This is a genomic window from Hydrogenophaga sp. BPS33 (assembly GCF_009859475.1).
Lineage (GTDB): Bacteria > Pseudomonadota > Gammaproteobacteria > Burkholderiales > Burkholderiaceae_C > Hydrogenophaga.
In genome coordinates this window covers 2718906-2737628 of sequence record NZ_CP044549.1, presented here as the reverse complement: position 1 = coordinate 2737628, position 18723 = coordinate 2718906, and the positions used below count along the sequence as shown (strand labels likewise).

Sequence of the window (18723 nt, the reverse complement as noted above, 5' to 3'; positions counted from 1 at the left end):
GGATCGGGCATGACACTCCAGTGGTCCATCGGCATCGACATGGGAGGCACCTTCATCGATGTGGTGGCCTGCTCTTCGCATGGCGAGCTGCGCAGCCTCAAACACCCCCGCGAAGACGGGCACCTGGTGCAACCGATCCTGCAGGCGGTGCAACGCATGCTGGACGAGAGCGGCATCGAACCCGCCCAGGTCGCGCGCATCGTGCATGGCTCCACCGTCGTCACCAACCTGTTGCTGGAGCAGAACGACGGCCCCATCGCGGTGATCACGAACGCCGGCATGCGCGATGTGCTCGCGCTCGCGCGGCAGGACCGGCGCGACCTGTACACACCCGCCGTGCGGCCGCCCACGCCCGAGCGGCGCCTGTTTCCCGCCGCACTGCGGTTCGAGATCGCCGCTCGCGTGGACGCGCAAGGCACGGAGATCGAGCCGCTGCAACGCGAGCAGATCACCGCCCTGGCCCACCGCATCGCCGCCGAGGGCGTGCGCGCGGTCGCGGTCTGCCTGCTGTTCTCGCACCTGCGCCCGGCGCACGAGCAGCAGGTGCGCGAGTGGCTGTTGCAAGCCGAGCCGCAACTGATGGTCTCGCTCTCGGCCGAGGTCGACCCCAAGCCGCGCGAATTCGAACGTTTTCTGGCCACCGCCTTCGACGCCTACAGCAAGCCGCTGGTGCAGCAGTACCTGCGGCAACTGGGCGATGCGCTCGCCACCCGCGGCCTGCCCGCGCCCGCCTTGATGCGATCCGAAGGCGGCATCGCGCCGTGGCAGGACGCGGCACAACGCCCGATCGGCCTGGCGATGTCCGGCCCCTGCGCCGCGTTGCAAGGCGTGGCCGCGAGCCTGCCCGATGGCGACACCGCGCAGGTGGTCATGTCCATCGATGTGGGCGGCACCAGCACCGACATCGGCATTCTCGAAGCGGGCCGCCCGCTCTTCACCGACACCCTGCTCTGCGGCGAGCTCGCGCTGCGGCTGCGCTGTGCCGACGTGGAGTCGCTCTCCCTCGGCGGCGGAAGCCTGGCCAGCGTGAACGCGGGCGGCGGCTTGCGCCTGGGGCCACGCTCGCAAGGCGCTTCGCCCGGACCCGCGGCGTATGGCCTGGGCGGCACGCACGCCACGCTCACCGACGCGCTGCTGCTGCTCGACCGCCTGCCGCGCCAGCTCTCGGGCGGCGTGGTGCTGGACGTGGCCCTGGCCCAAGCCGCGATCGAACGCGACATCGCTCAGCCCCTGGGCATTCCCGCCCATGACGCGGCACGGGCCATCGTGGCCACCGCCGCCACGGCGATGGCCGAGAGCGTGAAGATGCGCGCGTTCCAGCGCAACATCCACCCCGCCGACTGCGTGCTCGTCGCCGCCGGCGGTGGGGGCGCGCAGCACGTGGCCGAGGTGGCCGAGCTCGCCGGTGTCTCGCAGGTGCGCGTGATCGCGCACGCGGGCGTGGTGGCCGCGCTCGGCTTGCTCGCCTCACCGCCAACGCAGACAGTGGAGAAAGCCTGTGCGCTCGCGCTCGACAGCGAGAGCCTCTCAACACTCGTTGCCCTGCGCGACGCGCTACAACCTGCAACGGCTTGCGCCGCCATTCGCTGGAGCCTGGAGATCGTGCTCAAGGGACAAGGCAGCCCGGTAGAAGTGGCTTGGTCGCCCGACGATGACCTGCCCACCCTGCAAGCGCGCTTTGCCGCGCGCTACGAAGCCTTGCGCGGCCAGATGCCCGCGGGTGCCGAAGCGGTCGTGGGTCTGCTGCGCGGCGTGTTCGAGCAGGACGTGCCCACGCCCGGCGTGCAGGCGCATCACCTGCGGCCCGACCCTGCGCTGTGGGCCGGCTGCGCGCCCGAAGGCCTGGGACCGCAAGCCCTGTTCGCCGCCACCACCACGGTGTGGGTGCCGGCAGGCTGGCAATGGAGGCTCGAGGCCGATGGTTCGCTGTGGCTCAGCCAGTGCACCCCTGGAGCCACGGCATGAACGAGCACCTGATCCTCATGGAGCCCGTGCGCCTGGCGCTGCAGGGCATCGTCGACCGCATGCAGAGCCGCATGATGCGCGCGGCCTATTCGTCGATCGCGCGCGAAGGCGGCGATTGCGCGGCCGCCGTGTTTCTGCCCGACGGCCGCCTGCTCGCGCAGGCGCGCTCGCTACCGCTGCTGCTGGGCTCGCTGATCCCCGCGATCGCGGGTGTGCTGCAGCGCTTTCCCGCCGAGCAGATGGCCGATGGCGATGCCTACCTGATGAACGATCCCTGGTCCGGCGGCACGCACCTGCCCGACCTGATCGTGGTGCGCCCGATCGTGGTCGAAGGCGCCACCATCGCGCTGGCCGCCGCGATCCTGCACCACCAGGACGTGGGCGGCATGGCTCCCGGTTCGATTCCGCCCAATGCCACCGACATCTACCAGGAAGGCCTGCGCATTCCGCCGGTGCGCTGGCGCCAGGGCGGGCAGATCGATCGCAACGTCGAAACCCTGCTCACCGCCAACAGCCGCACGCCTGGCAACCTGCTCGGCGACCTGAACGCGCAATGGTCCGCCGTGAGCCAGGGCGCCAGCGAACTCGCGGCTCTTCGGCAACGCACCGCCGGGCCCTTCAATGCGGTGTGCGATGCGCTGATCGCGCAGTCCGAACGTTTGACGCGCGAGGCGCTGCGCCAGGTGGCCGATGGCACATGGCGATGGGAAGACCAGCTCGACGGCGACGGTGTCGACGACAGCCCCGTGCGCATCGCGGTGGAGCTGCGAAAGAAGGGTGACGCGATCGCCATCGACTTCAGCGGCTCCTCACCACAGACGCGCGGGCCGGTGAACGCATCGCCGTCGGCCATGATGTCGGCGCTGCTGTTCTTCATGCGCTCGCTCGCGCCGCAGGCCCCCAACAACGCGGGCTGCCTCGCGCCCGCCACCTGGGTGTTGCCTGAAGGCAGCGTCGTGAACCCGCGCCTGCCCGCGGCGCTGAACGCGCGCACCGCCACGGTCAAGCTGGCGTGCAACGCCATGCTCAGCGCCTGGTCGCTGGGCGCTTCGCGCGACCCGCTCGCGTCCAACGCCGGCGTGGCCACGGTGCTCTCGCTCGGTGGCGCGCGTGCCGACGGCCAGCGCTGGCTGTTCACCGAAATCATCGCCAGCGGCGCGGGCGCGAGTGCCGACGCCGACGGCACCAGCGGCATTTCCACCGACGTGGGCAATGCGCGCAACACGCCGGTGGAGGTGATCGAGTCGGAAGCCCCGGTGCGCGTGAACACGTACGCCATCCGCGAAGGCTCGGGCGGCGCGGGCCGCTTCGCGGGTGGGCAAGGCGTGCGGCGGGTATACCAATTGCTTGAAGGCCATGGCAGCATCTCCTACCGGGGCGAGCGCCATGTCAGCCGCGCGCGCGGCAGCCAGGGCGGCGGCGATGGTTCGCCGTCGGCCGCCCGCATCGAAAGAGCCGATGGACGCATCGATGTGTTGCCTGCCCGGGCACGCGCCGAGTGGTCGGCGGGAGACAGGCTCGTCATCGAAACGGCCGGAGGAGGCGCTTGGGGTGCACCAGACCACACGCTGGCGGCACCGTTGAACCCATCTACATGAAAGTGATTTCGCCATGAACCGCATTGCCTTCACCGCCGCGCTCACCGCCACGCTCGCCGTGGCCGCGCTCGCCCCGTCGCTCGCTTCGGCGCAGACCTTCCCCAGCAAGATCGTGCGCATCGTCGTGCCTTTCCCGCCAGGCGGCAGCACCGACCTGCTCGCGCGCAAGCTCGGCGAAAAACTCACCACCACCTGGAAGCAGACCGTGCTGGTGGAGAACCGCGCAGGTGCCGGTGGCACGGTGGGCGCGGACTATGTGTCCAAGTCCGAACCCGATGGCCACACCTTGCTGCTCGGCGTGACCGGCAGCAACGGCATCGCAGGCGCGCTGTACCCGAACCTGCCGTACGACATGGTCAAGGGCTTCACACCGGTCACGGCCGTGGTGAGCGCGCCCCTGCTGATCGTGAAGAACCCGAACCTGCCGGCGAAGAACCTGCAGGAGCTGATCGCCGCCGCGCGCGCCAAGCCGGCATCGATCACCTACGGTTCGCCCGGCAGCGGCACCTCGATGCACCTCACAGGCGAGATGTTCAAGATCGCCACCAAGGCGTCGTTCCTGCACATCCCCTACCGCGGTAGCGCGGGGGCGCTGAGCGATCTCATGGGCGGCCAGATCGACATGATGTTCGGCGACGTGCTGGTGGTGATGCCGCAAGTGCAGTCCAACAAGCTGATCCCGCTGGCAGTGACCTCGAAGGAGCGCCACCCGCTGTTCCCCAACGTGCCCACGGTCGCCGAAAGCGGCTACCCGGGTTTCGAGGCGTTGTCCTGGCAAGGCCTGTTCGCGCCGCCCGGCACGCCCGCCGCCGTGGTGGAGAAGATCAACAAGGACGTCAACGCTGCGCTGGCCAGCCCCGACATCCAGGAGTACTTCGTCTCGCGCGGCTTCAAGCTCGGTGGCAGCAGCGCGACCGAGTACAAGGCCTTCATCGAATCGGAAACGAAAAAATGGGCGGCCATCGTGAAAGCCTCGGGTGCGAAACCGGATTGACATGAACCCTGCCATCCGACATGTGGGCCCGCCGGTGCAACGCGCCGGCGTGGTGCAACCGATCTCACCCGCCGTCATCGCCGACGACCGCTTCGTCTTCGTCGCCGGCCAGGTGCCCATGCGCGAAGGCAAGGCCGCGGGTGAAGACATTGCCAGCCAGACGCACTACACGCTGGACCTTATCGAAGGCATCCTGCGGCAAGCCGGCTGCACGCTGGCCGATGTGGTCAAGACCACGGTGTGGCTGGTGAACGCGGCCGACTACCCTGGCTTCAATGCCGCGTATGCCGAGCGCTTCCCGGCCGCGACCGCCCCCGCGCGCTCCACCGTGATCTCGGGATTGATCGCGCCGGTGCTGGTCGAAATCGAGGCCATCGCGGTAAGACCTTGACGGAGGGGGAGTCCGCTCCCGCTCCCGTTTTCTGCCGTTGGGCCGGGCTGAGCAGCGCAGGGGTGCGGGGAAAAAGAAGTTCGCGTGTTTGAGTCCGCGCAGCGGGCGAGTTTGCGAACTTCTCCCCGCGCCCCGAGCAGCGCAAGGAACCCCGAAGGGGCCCGGTCTTCGGCTCGCCTTTCTTTTGCTTACTTTTCTTTGACGAAGCAAAGAAAAGTGAGTCGGCCGCCGGGCCGAGACCCGGCCAGCCACGAAAGAAGAAAACCCACGACAAAGAAAAAGACAAAGACAAAAACAAAGACAACGAAAAGAGCAGCCCCCTCCACCACAGTCGCCCCATGCGCCGCTGCTATCATGAAATCCCACTTTTCAGCGCGTTGCGGCCGCCCGCGGCCGGCGCGAATCCGGACCATGACAGCAGCGAAATCCACGGCACGCCACAAGCCGCGCGCCGACCACACGACGCCTGCGCGCCCCGCTCGCGCGGTGCGGGAAAGCCGCCAACGCATCCTGTCCGCCATCCGCGAAGCAGCCACCGAAGAGTTCAGCCTGCACGGCCTCAAAGGCACCTCGACCCAGGCCATCGCCGAGCGCGCCGGCCTCACCAAGCCGCAGCTGCACTACTACATCACCGGCAAGGAAGAGCTCTACAACGAGTTGCTCGACTCGGTCATGCAGGCCTGGAAGATCGAGTTCGCGCCGCCCGGGCTGAGCGATCCGGCCGAGATCCTTGCGCACTACATCCGCGCCAAGCTGGACCACGCCTTTGACCAGCCCCGGGTCTCGCGCATCTTCACGCGCGAGATCCTGGACGGCGGCCACAACCTCGGGCGCTACTGGCCCAACGCGCGCACCTGGGTGCAGAAGGAGGTGGGCATCATCAACGGCTGGATGGCGCGGGGCCTGATGAAACCGATGAACGCCCACCTGCTGCTCATGCACATCTGGGCCATGACGCAGCACCACGCCGATTTCGCGCTGCAGCTGCACCACATCTGCGGCCCGCTCGACCGCGAAGCCGTGGCCCAGGACCTCATTCCCTTCATCCTGCGAGGCTGCGGTCTGGTGCAAGACTAAGAAGGTGTGAACGAATCCGCCATGGCCGCTCATCCCGCCCCAATGCACCCACTCCGCGTTGCAAATGCGCGCCGTAGCCCGAGCTACGGCTGTGCTTTGCGCCTTGATTGGGCGCATTGGGGCTGGCTGCTCGACCACGCCGGATCCATTCACACCTTCTGAGCCCCTTTGGTGCGCCGGCGAACCCCATTGGTGCGCTGTGGCGCATGCGAGACGCCACGCCGGTTTTCATAGACGAATTTGCGGGTTACTACCGTTTGGGAACGCCGCCTTTTTCTTATACTGACCAAATAGTCAAATTAAATGGTCAGAAATTGAGTTCGATCCCCACGGCGTCCGCCCCTGCGGTCCAGACCAGCGCAGCCCCCAACGCCGTTCCACGCGGCGACATCACCATCCGCGTGTCCCGCGTGGTGCGCCACACCGGCGAGGTGAACAGCTATGTGCTGCAGCGTGTCGATGGCCTGCCACTGCCGGCCTGCGAGGCCGGCGCCCACCTGGACGTGTACCTGCCCGGCGGTCTGGTGCGCAGCTATTCGCTCTGCGGCGACCCCACGCTCACGACCGAGGCGTACGAAATCGCGGTCAAACGCGAGGACGCGGGCCGTGGCGGCTCGCGTGCGGTGCACCACTGGGTGCGCGAAGGCGAAATCCTGCGCATCGGCAAACCGCGCAACCAATTCCAGTTGTCGCCCCACGCGCCCCACCACCTGCTGCTGGGCGGCGGCATTGGCGTGACACCGCTGGTCTCCATGGCGCACGCCCTGCACGCACTCGGCGCGCCGTTCACGCTCGCCGTGTTCGCGCGCAGCGCGCAGCACCTGGCTTTGAAGAGCGTGCTGGAGACCGCCCCCTGGCGCGCGCAGGTGCAAGTGCATCTTGACGACGCCCCATCTCCCCCGAACGCTCCCATGAAGGCAGCCACGCTGGTGGCGCAGGCGCCGGCGGGTTCCCACGTGTATTTCTGCGGCCCCGAAGGCTTCATGGCCCACGTGCGCCAGGCCACGCAGACCTGGCCCTCGGAGCGCGTGCACTTCGAGTACTTCAGCGCCCCTCCTTCCACAGCCGCGGCCTCGGCCGAGAGCGCGGGCTTCGACGTGGTGCTCGCGCGCCGCCAGCTGCGCCTGCACGTGGCCCCAGGCCAAAGCATCGCCCACGCGCTGCAGGCCGCCGGGGTGGCGGTCGATACCGTGTGCGAACAAGGCATCTGCGGCTCCTGCCTCACGCCCTACCTCGACGGCACGCCGGACCACCAGGACCTGTGCATGACGGACGACGAACATGCCACCCACCTGGCGGTGTGTTGCGCACGCAGCCATTCACCGGTGTTGACGCTGGACCTCTGAAATGCCACAGCAGCCGCCCGCCAGCTTCAACGCCATTGCCAACGCGCGCCTGCCGCGCTGGCTGCTGGCGTCGGACTGGCCCGTGCAAGGCTCCGCGCCGGCACTGGCGCGCATCGCACTGGCCGATGGCCGCGTGGCCCGCGTGTCACCCATGTCCGCCCTGAGCGATGCCGCCGGCACGACGTGGGACGTGCAAGGCGCGCCCGTGCTGCCCGGCCTGGTCGACGCCCACACGCACCTGGACAAGGCCTTCATCCTGCCGCGCATGGGCGCGGTCAAGCCCGGCCTGCTCGGCGCCATCGAGGCTTCCATCGCCGATCGCGCGAACTGGACGCGCGAAGACCTTCGCCAGCGTGCCGAGCGCGGCCTGCGGCAGGCCTGGGAAGCCGGCACCACACACCTGCGCACCCACGTCGACTGGTGGGACCCGCACACCGTGCCACTGGCGTGGGAGGTGATCAACGAACTCGCCTGCGAATGGCGCGGGCGCATCCGGCTGGAGCAGGTCGCCATGATCCGGCTCGCGCTGTTCCAGAAGACCGACGACGCCCGCGCGCTGGCGCAATGCGTGGCCGTCACCGGCGCGCACGCGGTGCTCGGCGGCCTGGTGCATTCGAGCAATTGGGATCCGGGCGCGCTGCGCGAGCTCGTGCTCGCCCCACAGAGAACCGATCTCGATCTGGACCTGCACGTCGACGAAGAGCTCAACGCCGACGCACAAGGCCTGGCCCTGGTCGCCGAGCTGCTGCGCGAAGTGGGGTTCGCCGGCCGTGTGGTCTGCGGCCACAACTGCGCGCTGGCCGCCATGCCCGAAACACGCGCGCTGGCCACGCTCGACGCCGTGGCGCGCGCGCCCATCACGCTGGTCTCGCTGCCCATCACCAACCTGCTGCTGCAGGACGCCACCACCGGGCGCACTCCGCGCCTGCGCGGCCTCACATTGGTGAAGGAAGCGCGCGAGCGCGGCATTCCCCTGCTGTTTGCCAGCGACAACGTGCAAGACCCGTTCTGCCGCGCGGGCAGCCTGGACCCGCTGGAGGCCATGCAGACCGCTGCGCTGGTGGGCCAACTCGACACGCCGTTCGACACCTGGTCCGACGCCCTGTGCCGCGGCGACTGGCTGCAACGCCAGCCACTCGAACGCCCCACGCTCGATGGCGCCCGCGCCGACCTGGTGGTGTTCACGGCATCGGGCGCTCACGCCTGGCCCTCGCGCACCATGCCCCGCGTGGTGCTGCGCGATGGCCGCCCCCTCACCCCCTGACGCTTCACAAGGACACCGCCCCATGCTGCACGGCTACTTTCCCCCGCACCGCTTCCTGCCGTACCTGGCGTGGACGGAAATCACGGCGCTGCCCGACCGCGAGAACACCGTCATCGTGTTGCCCGTGGGCGCCACCGAGCAACACGGCCCGCACCTGCCCTGCTCGGTCGACACCGTCATTGCCGCTGGCGTGATCGGCAAGGCGTTCGAGCGCCTGCCGGCCGAGGTCCGCGCCTTCGGCCTGCCGCCCATCACCTACGGCAAATCGGAAGAGCACCTGCACTTCGCCGGCACCATGACGCTTACCGGCACCACGCTGCTCTCCACCATGATCGAGCTGGGCGAGTCGGTCTACCGCTCGGGCTTTCGCAAGCTGGTGTTCGCCAACGGCCACGGCGGCCAGCCGCAGGTGCTGGAGATGGCTGCGCGCGAACTGCGCCTGCGCCATGGCGACTTCGTGGTCGTGCCCTACGGCGTTTCGCGCGTGCCCAACGTCTCGGGCCAGTTCATCAGCGAGCAGGAACGCAAACTGTCGATGCACGCCGGCCATTCCGAGACTGCGCTGATGCTCGCGCTGGCGCCCGACACCGTGCACATGGAGCGCGCCGCGGCCTACTTCCCGCCGCCTTTCCCGAGCAAGACGCTCTCGGCCGACGGCCGCCCCGCCTGCGCCTGGGTGGCGCGCGATTTCGGCCCCAGCGGCGTGATCGGCGACCCCACCACCGCCACGCGCGAACAAGGCGAAGCCATTCTCGACAGCCTGGCCGACAGCTGGGTCAAGGCCATTACCGAACTCTTCACCATGCGCTGGGTCGTCCGCGAGGAAGCGACCTGGGAGCGCGGCCACCACACCGGCCACATCCAGCAAACGCTGGGCTGATTTTTTCCCGCTGTTCCCTTCCCTCCCTGCCCCTCCGACCCACATCCTTCACCAGAAAGGCTTGCCATGTCCTCCTCCTTGAACCGCCTGTGCCGTGCCCTCGGCGCTGCCGCCCTCGGCACCCTGACCCTGAGCGCCGTGCACGCGCAGGAAAAATTCACCTTCATGACCAACTGGTACGCGCAGGCCGAGCACGGCGGCTACTACCAGGCGATCGCCACCGGCATCTACAAGAAAGCCGGTCTGGACGTGACCATCAAGATGGGCGGTCCGCAAGTCAACATCATCCAGATCATGGCCGCCGGCCAGGCCGACTGCATCATGGGCGCGACCGACACGCAGATGATGGTGGCGCGCGGCAACGGCCTGCCCATCGTCAACGTGGCCGCGATCTTCCAGAAGGACCCGCAGGTGCTGATCGCGCACGAAGACGTGAAGTCCTTCGAAGACATGAAGGGCAAGACCATCCTGATCGCGCCCACCGCCATGCGCGGCATGTGGTCTTGGCTCAAGGGCAAGTACGGCTACACCGACGCCCAAGCACGCCCCTACACCTACAACATCCAGCCCTTCGTGGCCGACAAGAACGTGGTGCAGATGGGCTTCCTCTCGTCCGAGCCGTTCGCGATCCAGAAGGCCGGCGTGAAGGCCAACACCTTCCTGCTGGCCGACCAGGGCTACCCGCCCTACGCCAACCTGATCTCGTGCATGGAGAAGACCGTGAAGGAACGCGAGAAGACCGTGGCCGCCTTCGTGAAAGCCACCGCCGAGGGCTACAAGAGCTACCTGGCCGATCCGGCGCCCGCCAACGCGCTGATCAAGAAGGACAACCCCAACATGACCGACGAGCAGCTCAACTACGGCATCACCAAGCTCAAGGAGATGGGCATCATCACCAGCGGCGACGCGGCCAAGCAAGGCATTGGCGTGATCACCCGCGAACGCCTGCAGAAGACACACGCCTTCCTGGTCGAGAACCAGATGATCGATCCGGCCAAGGTCAACTTCGAGCAGGCCTACCGCTTCGACATCGCGCGCGACGCCAAAGTCCTGCCCTGAAGAAGTGAAACACCTCCCTGCGCCGCTGCGCGGCTTCCCCCCTCTGTGGCGCGCCTTCGGCGCTTCGAGGGGGGACGGCGCCTTGGGCCGGCAGAGCCGGACCCTTGGCGCCCCTGGTTGGCGTTGTTTCATGCGTCCCGGTCGCGCTTCGGCGCGATGAAAAACTGAACCCAAACCCCATGAAGACAGACCCACCGTCCGCCACGGCCATTGACATCCAGGCCGTCCAGAAAACCTATCCCAACGGCACCGTGGCCTTGCAGCCGGTGGACCTCACGGTGCGCGAGGGCGAGTTCGTCACGCTGCTGGGTCCCTCGGGCTGCGGCAAGAGCACCTTGCTCAAGATGGTGGCGGGCCTGCTCGAACCCACCAGCGGCAGCCTGAAACTCTGGGGCCAGGGCGTGAACCAGTTGGAGGCGTCGGGACACCGTCTGGCCTTCGTGTTCCAGGCGCCCACGCTGATGCCCTGGGCCACGGTGCAGACCAACGTGCGCCTGCCGCTGGACCTGGCCGGTGTGCCGCGCGCCGAGGCCGATGCCCGGGTGGCCGACGCGCTGGCGTTGGTGGGCCTGTCCAAGTTCGCCAAGGCCTTGCCGCGCGCGCTGTCGGGCGGCATGCAGATGCGCGTGTCGATCGCGCGCGGCCTGGTGGTCGAGCCTACGCTGCTGCTGATGGACGAACCTTTCGGCGCGCTCGATGAAATCACCCGCCACAAGCTCGATGCCGATCTGCTCGAACTCTGGCAGAAGAAAAACCTCACCGTCGTCTTCGTCACGCACTCCATCCACGAGTCGGTGTTTCTCTCCAGCCGCGTGGTGATGATGGCCGCGCGCCCGGGCCGCATCGTCGAAGAGTTCGCCATCGACCAGCCGTACCCGCGCACGCCGGACTTCATGGTCTCCACCGAATTCAGCCACTACGCCAAGCAACTGCAGGACAGCCTGCTGCGCGCCAGCCGCGACACGACCGAGAGCGCATATTGATGATCACCGCCAACCCCAACACCCCGTTCCTGAAACAGCCGCGCGTGCAGCGCGTGCTGTACCCGATCCTCGTCGCTATTGCACTGGTCACCCTCTGGCACACCCTCGTGGTCGGCCTCGAACTGCCGCCGTACCTGGTGCCCTCGCCCGGCTTGATGATGGAGACCCTGTTCAAGGACTGGGACACGCTCTTCGGCTCGCTGCTGATCACCATGAAGATCACCGTGCTCTCCTTCGTGGTCGCTGTGGTGATCGGCGTGTTGATCTCGTTCCTGTTCGTGCAGAGCCGCTTGATCGAGACCGCGCTGTTCCCGTACGCGGTGCTGCTGCAGGTCACGCCCATCGTGGCGATCGCGCCGCTGATCATCATCTGGGTGAAGCAACCCACCGCTTCTTTGGTGGTGTGCGCGGCGCTGGTGGCGCTCTTTCCCATCATTTCGAACACCACGCTCGGCCTGCGCAGCATCGACCCCGACCTGCAGAGCTACTTCAAGATGAACCGCGCCACGCGCGGCCAGACGCTGTGGCGCCTGCGCATTCCGAGTGCGCTGCCCTACTTCTTCGGCGGGCTGCGCATCAGCTCGGGCCTGGCGCTGATCGGCGCGGTGGTGGCCGAGTTCGTCGCCGGCACCGGCGGCACCAACGCCGGCCTGGCCTACCAGATCCTCATGGCCGGTTACCAGCTCGACATCCCGCGCATGTTCGCCGCGCTGCTGCTCATCTCGCTGGCCGGCGTGTTCCTGTTCGTGCTGATGGCCTGGCTGACGAAGATCAGTCTGGGTTCCTGGCACGCCAGTGAAATCGAATCCTGAGAACCCCTATGACACCTCCCATCGAACAACTCCAACAAGAACTGCCCGCACTCGACTGGATCACCGATCCGCTCAAGATCGGCCGCCTCTCGCAAGACTTCTCCTGGTTCAGCCCGGTGCTCAAGCGCCAGTTGCTGGGCAAGCGCGGCGACATCGTGGTCAAGCCGCGCACGGAAGACGAAGTCCGTCAGGTGGTGAGCGCCTGCGCGCGCCGCAAAATTCCGCTCACGCTGCGTGGCAGCGGCACCGGCAACTACGGCCAGTCCACCCCGTTGCACGGCGGCGTGATCCTGGACATGAGCGCCTACAACCAGTTCCTGTGGTCGCAACCCGGCGTGGGCCGCGCGCAGGCCGGCATCCGCCTGGCCGAGTTCGACAACGCGGCCCGCCCCATGGGCTGGGAACTGCGCTGCGTGCCCTCCACCTTCCGCAGCGCCTCCCTGGGCGGCCTGTTCAGCGGCGGCTTCGGGGGCGTGGGCTCGATCAACTACGGCCCCATCGGCGCGCCCGGCAACATCCTGGGCGTGCGCGCCATGAGCGTGGAGGCCGAGCCGCAGGTGGTGGAACTGCGCGGCCCCGAAGCGCTGCTGCTGCACCACCTGTGGGGCACCAACGGGATCGTGCTGGAAGTGGAAATGGCGCTCGCCCCGGCCCACGCATGGATGGAGATGATCGTCACCTTCGACGACGCCGACCGCGCGCTGGACTTCGGCAACGCCCTGGCACACGCGCCGGGCATCGTGAAGAAGAACATCGCCGTGCTGGCCGATCCGATCCCCGCGTACATGGCGCCGATCGCCGAGCACTTGCCCAGAGGCTGCCATGCGGCGCTGCTGCTCGTGGCCGAATTTTCGGAAGCGGCCGCGCTGCAAGTGGTCGCGAACCACGGCGGCACCGTCACCTACCGCAAGACCTCCGAGGAAGCGCGCACCCAGCACCACACCTTGGCCGAGTACTGCTGGAACCACACCACGCTCAACGCGCTCAAGGTGGACAAGAGCCTGACCTACCTGCAGACCACCTTCACCCCGGGCAAGCACCTGGACCAGGTGCGCCGCATCCGCGAACTGTTCGGCGACGAAGTGTTGATGCACGTCGAATTCCTGCGCAGCTTCGACGGCTTCACCACCTGCACTTCGCTGCCGCTGGTGCGCTTCACCACCGAAGAACGCCTGAACGAGATCATCCAGATCTTCCGCGACAACGGCATCCGCGTGAACAACCCGCACACCTTCATCATCGAAGAAGGCAAGGTCGGTGGCGATCTGCCGCAGGACGTCATCGACATGAAGCAGCGCATGGATCCGGCCGGCCTGCTGAACCCGGGAAAGATGCGCGCCTGGGCGCTGCCGACCTGAGTTTGTCCTTCCCTCCTCCCCACCCTTCAAGGAGACCCTTCATGAGCACCGGCACTCCCATGGCCCACTACGCCGCCGCGCGGCGCGTGGGCGACTTCGTCTTCATGAGCGGTGTGGTGGCAGTAGACCCGGGCATTCGCCGCGCGGTGAACAGCTACGAGGACATTCCCTCCGACGTGCTGCCCGAGCTGCGCCAGCTGGGCTACGTGACGGGCCAGATGTCGGTGGACGTGTTCGAAGCGCCCATCGTGGCGCAGAGCTGGTTCGTGCTGAACCGCATCCGGCAGTTGGCGCGTGAGCACGGCGGCGACATGGCCGATGTGGTCAAGCTGGTGCAGTACTTCCGCCAACTGCCGCACTACGCGTATTTCAACCGCGTGCGCGGCCTGTTCTTTCCGGGCGAACCGCCGGTGAGCACGGTGGTGGAGGTCTCGCGCTTCCTGCCCGGCGATGAGGTGCTGGTCGAAGTAGAAGCTACCATGTACCTCGACCCTCTGCGCAGAGGGCTGGGCTGAGGGGCTCGCGCGAGAGGATCTTCCTCAGGGTCGGCTCAGGCTCAGCAGCCGTGGCACGTTCACCACCACCCGCACGTCGCTGGGGGTGAGACCGGCCTTGATCTCGTGGTTCGGGTCCTGCGTATCGCGCCAGGTCGGTTCGCCCAACGGCATGCCTTGTCGCCCGACGATGGCAAACACCTGCGGCGCGTTGGCCTTCACGCCACGCCGCACCACCACCGCTACCTCGTCATTGGCCAGGCGCACATAACTGCCGGGCGGGTAGATGCCCACGTGCTTGACGAACAAGGCACCCAGGGGATCGGGCCGCTGGTCCGCGCCCATGAAAAGCTCTCGGGCCAACTGCTGCGACTGCAGGCCGCCACGCCCTTCGCGGGGGCTCAGGCGTGCCACATAGATGTCGGCCATCTGCAGCAGGCGCGACGCCAGGTCCGTGGTGCAGGCACCCAGGGGGTACCCACTGCCATCGGGCCGCTCGTGCTGCTGCGCCACCAGTTTCAGCCAGAGCGGATCGTTCACGCCCAATTGGCGCAAGACGGCCACACTCGCCAACGGATGCGCTTGCACGGTCTCGCGCTGGGCCGCAGACAGCGGCGCGGTCTGCCGCGCCATCGCGTCGTGCGCTCGGGTCATGCCGACGTTCATGCTCAACGCTGCGCGCAGCAACGCGCCGCGTTCGGCCGGCGAGAGGTCCGTGGACGGCGAGACCAGCGCACACATACCGCCGCACAGCAAGGCGTGCGTGGTGCTGTAGCCCATGCGGACATCGAACAGAAGCTGCACCAGCACCAGAAAGCTGCCGTCGGGCGCTGCCTGCCACCGCTCCCGCACGGTTTCCACCAGGCGTTCGAGCCGTTCCACGAAATTCGGCGCGGCCGCCCCCTGGTGCAGGAGCGTGCCCAGCGATGCGTGCATATCGGTCCAGAGCTCGGCCAGCCCCCGCTCTTCCCTTCGCACGGCGTTCGGCACCTCGGGTGCCTGCGCCGGGGTCAAACCGGCAATGCGGTTGATCGGCGCGTCGTCGCGCACCATGCGGTCGAGTTCGGTGGTGTAGCTGTACGACCAGGCCTTCCAATCCGCCTCGTGCACCACCGGGCCATGCAGCATGAGCAGGCCGCGGTGCTGCTCGGACGCGATCACCTCGCCCTTGCGCAGCAGGAGCACGCCCTTAGAGTCCCACACGTTCACGGGCACCGGCTGCTGCAGGGCGATGGCGTCCAGAGGAAGCGGCTTGTACATCCCCGCGAATCTACGCGTCTTCGCAGTGCGAGAAACGGGGAATACCGGCTGAAAACCCGGCGAATTCGGGCACTCGCCAGGGCCGGTGCTTTCACCTCCCTGCTTCGGGCACCGGTGTGCGCGCCGCGTTCATCACCATGGCGAGGAAGGCGTAGTAGCCGTTGATGCCCACGAGGTCGACCGTGGCGCGTTCGCCGAAGCACTCGATGGCGCGCGCCCAAGTGGCGTCGCTCACGGCCTGGGTGCGGTGCAGTTCGCGGCAGAAGGCGAACACCACCGCCTCGTCCTCGCGCAAGTCCACAGGCTCTGCGCCGGTGCGGATCGCCTCGATCGCCTCGGCGGCGATGCCCTCGCGCGCGGCGATTGGCGCGTGGATCGACCACTCGACCGCCTGGCTCCAATGTTGCGCCGTCACCAGAATGGCCAACTCGGACAGGCGCAGGCCGATGGCGCTGCGGTAGCGCAGGAATTCGCCCATGCGCTGGGCGTGCATCATCAGTTCCGGGCTGCGCATGAGCGGGATGAAGGGCGAGACCAGCGCGCCGCGAGGGCCGTCGATGATCTCCTGCGCGTTGCGCCGCTGTTCGTCGCTCCATTGCGACTCGGGAATGGGAGGAAGGCGGTCTTGCATGATCGAGATGAACGTCTGGTGCGGACAACGATTAGGCCGCGCGCCGCCGCGCCGCCTGTGCCACGTGCGCGACAGGACTTGACCGCGCATGATGCCGCCATGCCCCAAGCGCGTGCGCAGCCGCAGTCAACGAACGGCGCCAAGCCAGCAAAGACCCGCCGAGCGCGACCGAAAGAATGGCCAGACCCCATTCCAACAGGAGACACCATGAAACCGACACGCCCGGGCCGAGCCCTCTTTCTGGCGATGACGCTGTCCGCCCCCCTCCTCGCGGCGGCGCAGGCTTATCCGGCCAAGCCGGTGCGCTTCGTGACGGCCTCGGTCGGCAGCCCTCAGGACGTCGTGGGCCGCATCTTCGCGCAGAAGATCGGCGAGACCTGGGGCCAGCCGATCGTGGTGGACAACCGGGCGGGCGCAGGTTCTCTGCTGTCGATCCAGCACGCCGCCAAAGCCCCTGCCGACGGCTACACGGTGTTGATCAGCTCCACCGCTTACGCCGTCACCCCCTTCCTCTACAAGGAACTGGGCTACGACGCCAACAAGGATCTGGTGCCCGTGGCGCTGCTGGCGACCACCCCCAACATCCTGGTCACCAGCCCGAACAGCGGCATTCGAACCCTCAAGGAGGCGGTGGAACGTGCCCGCCAAGGCCGTGACCTGCGCTATGGCTCGCCGGGCTTTGGCACCACGCCACAACTGTCGGCCGAATACCTCTTCAAGGTGCTGGCCAAGGTGAACACCACGCATGTGCCCTACAAGGGCATTCCAGGCACCCTTCAGGCCACGCTGGGCAACGAGGTCGATCTCTCATCGACCGCGCTACCCCCAGCCGCCCCGCTGGTGAAGTCGGGCCGCCTCGTGGGCCTGGCGGTCACCAGCAGCAAGCGCAGCGCAGCCTTGCCCGACGTGCCCACGGTGGGCGAAGCAGGCTTCACCGATTTCGAGGACGACTCGTGGGTGGGCGTGTGGGTGCCGGCCGGCACACCAGCACCGGTGATCGCACAGCTGCGCGAGGCGCTGGGCGCCGCCGCGAAAGCGGAAGACGTGCGCGGCAAGCTGGCCAATGTGGGCTTCGAAACCGGTTCGCTCACCCCATCCGGCTTCGAAGCGCTGGTGCAGAAGGAACTGCGCAAATGGGACAAGATCGTCAAGGAGACCGGCACCAAGGTCGAATGACCGGGCCACTCGCTTCAGATCGGCTCGGCCAGCGCGCGCAGCGACTCTTCCACCAGCCTTGTCTGCTCCGCCACGGGCGCACGCGCCTGTTCGCGCCGGCCGATCTCCAGCGAGTTCTCCACCACCAGTTGGCAGCGCGCATGGCGCCGGCGCATGAAGCCTTCTAATGCCAGCTCGACCGATGCTGCGCGCTCCAGCTCCTCGGCCAGCACCAGGCCATCTTCCACCGCCATGCCGGCGCCCGATGCCAACTGCGGCGTGGTCGGGTGCGCGGCATCACCGATGAGGATCACACGGCCGACGTGCCAGGGCGGTGGCAGCAACAGGCAATCGAGCGGTCGGACGACGATGCTGGCGGCGAGCGCCTCACCCTCACGGGCCAGCGCCTGGCGAATGGGCTCGAGCGGGCCGCCATAGCCCTCCAGCAGCGCGTGCAGCATCGCCGGCAGTTGGGCATCGGGCACGATGGGTCGGCGCTCGACCACCGTCTCCAGGTAGAACATGTACATCTGCTCGGCCGACACCAGCGTGAGGCCGACCTTGCCAGGGCCACCCAGGAAGAAGTGCCGCCGGTCCAGGCCCGCTGGACGCGGTGCCACGACGCGCCAGATGTATTGGCCGGTGAAAGCAGGCCCTGGCGCATCGGGGCGAATCAGCGTGCGCACACGCGAGAACAGCCCGTCGGCGCCGACGACCAGGTCGTAACGCCCCACACCGCCATTCGAGAAGCGCGCCTCGACCCCGAGCGCGTCCGACTGCAGGGCGTCCACCGTGAGGCCCAGGCGCACCTGCACGCCGAGCGCGCGCGTCGTGTCGGCCAGGATGCGGTGCAACACCGGCCGCATGATGCCGCCGGTGCCGGGGATGTCGACACCAGGGGCGCTCACCACCGGCGTGGGCACCAGCGACAGGGGCTGGCCCTGGGTGTCGCAGATCTGGATGCCGGCGCCGGTGTACGCATGCTGGCGCACGGCGTCGAGCACGCCCAGCGCGTGCAGCGCGCGCAGCGTGGCGCCCGTGATGGTGATGCCCGCGCCGTAGACGCGCCATTGCGGGTCCAGATCGATCAGCTCCACCGCGACGCCGCGGCGTGCGAGGCTGATGGCGGTGGCCATGCCACCGATCCCACCGCCCACCACCAAGACCTTGTTTGCTGCAGCCATGTCGTGCTTCGCTCCTGGATTGCGCGGGGCAGGCCAGCTTGCCGTGGCCGCCACGCGGTGTTGTCGAAGACACGATTAGCGCCGCACTGGCGCAGCGCGTCAACGCGCGGGCGGTGCCAGCACCTCGGCAGTCAAGAACCGCCTCGCGGTGGATCAAATGCGAGCGGCGAGTGTGCCGTCCCGCCAATGGCTGCACAAATGAAATCGATGCATTCGTGCCCAGGGCGAGGCGCAAACCGCAGCGATAGCTATTGCTATCGCGAGGATTTGCA

Annotated in this window: 18 protein-coding genes; 14 read left to right on the top strand and 4 right to left on the bottom strand. The window is 67.8% G+C overall.

The annotated features are described in order from the left end of the window. Positions 1 to 9: 9 nt before the first annotated feature. Genes F9K07_RS12735 through F9K07_RS12720 form a run of 4 tightly spaced genes read left to right on the top strand, consistent with a single transcriptional unit; the run spans position 10 to position 4948 of the window. The gene (locus F9K07_RS12735; RefSeq protein WP_159593609.1) at positions 10 to 1965 is read left to right on the top strand and encodes a hydantoinase/oxoprolinase family protein; all 1956 of its coding nucleotides are present in this window, start codon (positions 10 to 12) and stop codon (positions 1963 to 1965) included. Beyond that, positions 1962 to 3563 carry a hydantoinase B/oxoprolinase family protein gene (locus F9K07_RS12730; protein WP_159593607.1) on the top strand — a complete coding sequence of 534 codons (1602 nt, stop codon included), beginning with the start codon at positions 1962 to 1964 and terminating at the stop codon, positions 3561 to 3563. Before F9K07_RS12735 ends, F9K07_RS12730 begins: the two co-directional genes overlap by 4 nt. A gap of 13 nt (positions 3564 to 3576) precedes the next feature. Next, positions 3577 to 4557 (top strand): tripartite tricarboxylate transporter substrate binding protein, encoded by a 981-nt coding sequence (locus F9K07_RS12725; RefSeq protein WP_159593605.1) that lies wholly within the window; start codon positions 3577 to 3579, stop codon positions 4555 to 4557. 1 nt (position 4558) lies between these two features. After that, complete coding sequence (locus tag F9K07_RS12720; protein ID WP_159593603.1) at positions 4559 to 4948, top strand: RidA family protein; 390 nt, start codon at positions 4559 to 4561, stop codon at positions 4946 to 4948. A 188-nt stretch (positions 4949 to 5136) separates the two neighbouring features. On the opposite strand, the gene F9K07_RS12715 is transcribed toward F9K07_RS12720, so the two are convergent. Beyond that, positions 5137 to 5361, bottom strand: coding sequence for a hypothetical protein (locus tag F9K07_RS12715; RefSeq protein WP_159593601.1), 225 nt, complete (start codon positions 5359 to 5361; stop codon positions 5137 to 5139). On the opposite strand from F9K07_RS12715, the gene F9K07_RS12710 reads away from it, so the two are divergent. From F9K07_RS12710 to F9K07_RS12670, 9 genes are all read left to right on the top strand, one after another. Beyond that, positions 5360 to 6025 (top strand): TetR family transcriptional regulator C-terminal domain-containing protein, encoded by a 666-nt coding sequence (locus F9K07_RS12710; protein ID WP_159593599.1) that lies wholly within the window; start codon positions 5360 to 5362, stop codon positions 6023 to 6025. The genes F9K07_RS12715 and F9K07_RS12710 overlap by 2 nt on opposite strands. Before the next feature lie 314 nt (positions 6026 to 6339). After that, a complete protein-coding gene (locus F9K07_RS12705) occupies positions 6340 to 7371 on the top strand; it encodes a PDR/VanB family oxidoreductase (RefSeq protein ID WP_159593597.1) in 1032 nt (343 codons plus the stop codon). Between the two features lies 1 nt (position 7372). Beyond that, positions 7373 to 8635 carry an amidohydrolase family protein gene (locus tag F9K07_RS12700; protein WP_159593595.1) on the top strand — a complete coding sequence of 421 codons (1263 nt, stop codon included), beginning with the start codon at positions 7373 to 7375 and terminating at the stop codon, positions 8633 to 8635. A 22-nt stretch (positions 8636 to 8657) separates the two neighbouring features. Next, positions 8658 to 9515, top strand: a complete 858-nt coding sequence (locus F9K07_RS12695; protein WP_159593593.1) for a creatininase family protein — start codon at positions 8658 to 8660, stop codon at positions 9513 to 9515. 66 nt (positions 9516 to 9581) lie between these two features. Beyond that, positions 9582 to 10574 (top strand): ABC transporter substrate-binding protein, encoded by a 993-nt coding sequence (locus F9K07_RS12690; RefSeq protein ID WP_159593591.1) that lies wholly within the window; start codon positions 9582 to 9584, stop codon positions 10572 to 10574. A gap of 179 nt (positions 10575 to 10753) precedes the next feature. Then, the gene (locus F9K07_RS12685) at positions 10754 to 11557 is read left to right on the top strand and encodes an ABC transporter ATP-binding protein (RefSeq protein WP_159593589.1); all 804 of its coding nucleotides are present in this window, start codon (positions 10754 to 10756) and stop codon (positions 11555 to 11557) included. Beyond that, positions 11557 to 12369, top strand: coding sequence for an ABC transporter permease (locus tag F9K07_RS12680; protein ID WP_159593587.1), 813 nt, complete (start codon positions 11557 to 11559; stop codon positions 12367 to 12369). The genes F9K07_RS12685 and F9K07_RS12680 overlap by 1 nt, the downstream gene beginning before the upstream one ends. Positions 12370 to 12377: 8 nt before the next feature. Next, positions 12378 to 13727 carry an FAD-binding oxidoreductase gene (locus F9K07_RS12675; protein ID WP_159593585.1) on the top strand — a complete coding sequence of 450 codons (1350 nt, stop codon included), beginning with the start codon at positions 12378 to 12380 and terminating at the stop codon, positions 13725 to 13727. 41 nt (positions 13728 to 13768) lie between these two features. Next, positions 13769 to 14242, top strand: a complete 474-nt coding sequence (locus tag F9K07_RS12670; RefSeq protein ID WP_159593583.1) for a RidA family protein — start codon at positions 13769 to 13771, stop codon at positions 14240 to 14242. A 24-nt stretch (positions 14243 to 14266) separates the two neighbouring features. Here the strand turns inward: F9K07_RS12670 and F9K07_RS12665 are convergent, their stop codons facing one another. Both F9K07_RS12665 and F9K07_RS12660 read right to left on the bottom strand, forming a co-directional pair. Next, a complete protein-coding gene (locus F9K07_RS12665) occupies positions 14267 to 15481 on the bottom strand; it encodes an HD-GYP domain-containing protein (RefSeq protein WP_159593581.1) in 1215 nt (404 codons plus the stop codon). A gap of 91 nt (positions 15482 to 15572) precedes the next feature. Next, a complete protein-coding gene (locus F9K07_RS12660) occupies positions 15573 to 16112 on the bottom strand; it encodes a carboxymuconolactone decarboxylase family protein (RefSeq protein ID WP_159593579.1) in 540 nt (179 codons plus the stop codon). Between the two features lie 207 nt (positions 16113 to 16319). Here F9K07_RS12660 and F9K07_RS12655 point away from each other — a divergent pair, with 207 nt between their 5' ends. After that, entirely contained in the window at positions 16320 to 17288 is a 969-nt protein-coding gene (locus tag F9K07_RS12655) for a Bug family tripartite tricarboxylate transporter substrate binding protein (RefSeq protein ID WP_159593577.1), read from the top strand. A 14-nt stretch (positions 17289 to 17302) separates the two neighbouring features. On the opposite strand, the gene F9K07_RS12650 is transcribed toward F9K07_RS12655, so the two are convergent. Beyond that, positions 17303 to 18451, bottom strand: a complete 1149-nt coding sequence (locus F9K07_RS12650; RefSeq protein ID WP_159593575.1) for an FAD-dependent monooxygenase — start codon at positions 18449 to 18451, stop codon at positions 17303 to 17305. Positions 18452 to 18723 lie beyond the last annotated feature (272 nt).